This window comes from Ruixingdingia sedimenti (genome assembly GCF_031432425.1).
Classification (GTDB): domain Bacteria; phylum Pseudomonadota; class Alphaproteobacteria; order Rhodobacterales; family Rhodobacteraceae; genus Ruixingdingia; species Ruixingdingia sedimenti.
This window is the reverse complement of the sequence record NZ_JAVKPH010000122.1, coordinates 1-928: the sequence shown is the minus strand read 5'-3', so window position 1 is coordinate 928 and position 928 is coordinate 1. Positions and strand designations below refer to the sequence as shown.

Sequence of the window (928 nt, the reverse complement as noted above, 5' to 3'; positions counted from 1 at the left end):
GTCGGTCTGCTCATGCCACCCAGCTACCATGCTGGATTCACGAGATGAATCCCTCACAGGATTTGTGCAACAGAGCCTCATCGATCAGTCTCCTCACGGAGCCTGAATCACGCCCCAACCGCAAGATCAATGGGTCCTGACCCTAGGTTGGACTGGTACCGGAAAGCTGCCGGGGCTGGTGGGGTTGGGGCAACGGTTGGGGCGGTTGGCGGAGGGGAGAAATAAGCGTTGCCTTGGGTAAATCGCCTGCCTAACGTAACGTTTGATCAACCGGTGGGTCGGGAGCCTGCCTTGCGGTGAAGCTGGAGACTGCGGTGCGCCCCCGCTGGTGGTGACGTGCGGTTACGATTGAAGGAGACGAGAATGAGCACGACGGTGATTGCCGACATCATACTTCAGGGAATGCCCGGGGAAGTGGATGACATCTTCCCCCAAATCACCATCCTTGAGGGAGACGAGCCTGCAGTCACGGTGTCCCATGGCCAGTTTGATGGCTTGCTGTTCGATGCGATGACGGACAGTGAACTCCAACCGCCGAGAATGACGGGAAACGGGGGCGGCGAGGGAATCGCGGATATCGTGCCTGACGGGGGCGGGTACGCACCCTCCCGGACAGACAGCACCGTCGGTTTTGATCTTGCCGCCGCCGAAGCGCCTGTCGCGGACTCTGCTTCGAATGACATCATCTACGTGACGAGGATAGACCAGAATGTCTACGCCGGTGCTGGCGACGATGTGGTGATCCTGCAAGCGATTTCGTCAGGATACCCCAATGTGGTCATCGACGGTGGGGCAGGGCGGGATGTCTTCGATGCCCGCAACATCTTCGTGGGCTACAACGGCTCTGTTGCACAAATCCTGTGAGGGATTCATCTCGTGAATCCAGCATGGTAGCTGGGTGGCATGAGCAGACCGACACCCCCGACCT

General features: G+C 59.1%; 1 protein-coding gene. It reads left to right on the top strand.

Annotated features, from left to right (window positions below; all coding sequences use genetic code 11):
* Window positions 1–363: 363 nt before the first annotated feature.
* Window positions 364–864: a hypothetical protein gene (locus RGD00_RS23390; protein ID WP_310459629.1), complete on the top strand. Its 501-nt coding sequence runs from the start codon at window positions 364–366 to the stop codon at window positions 862–864.
* Window positions 865–928: the final 64 nt, after the last annotated feature.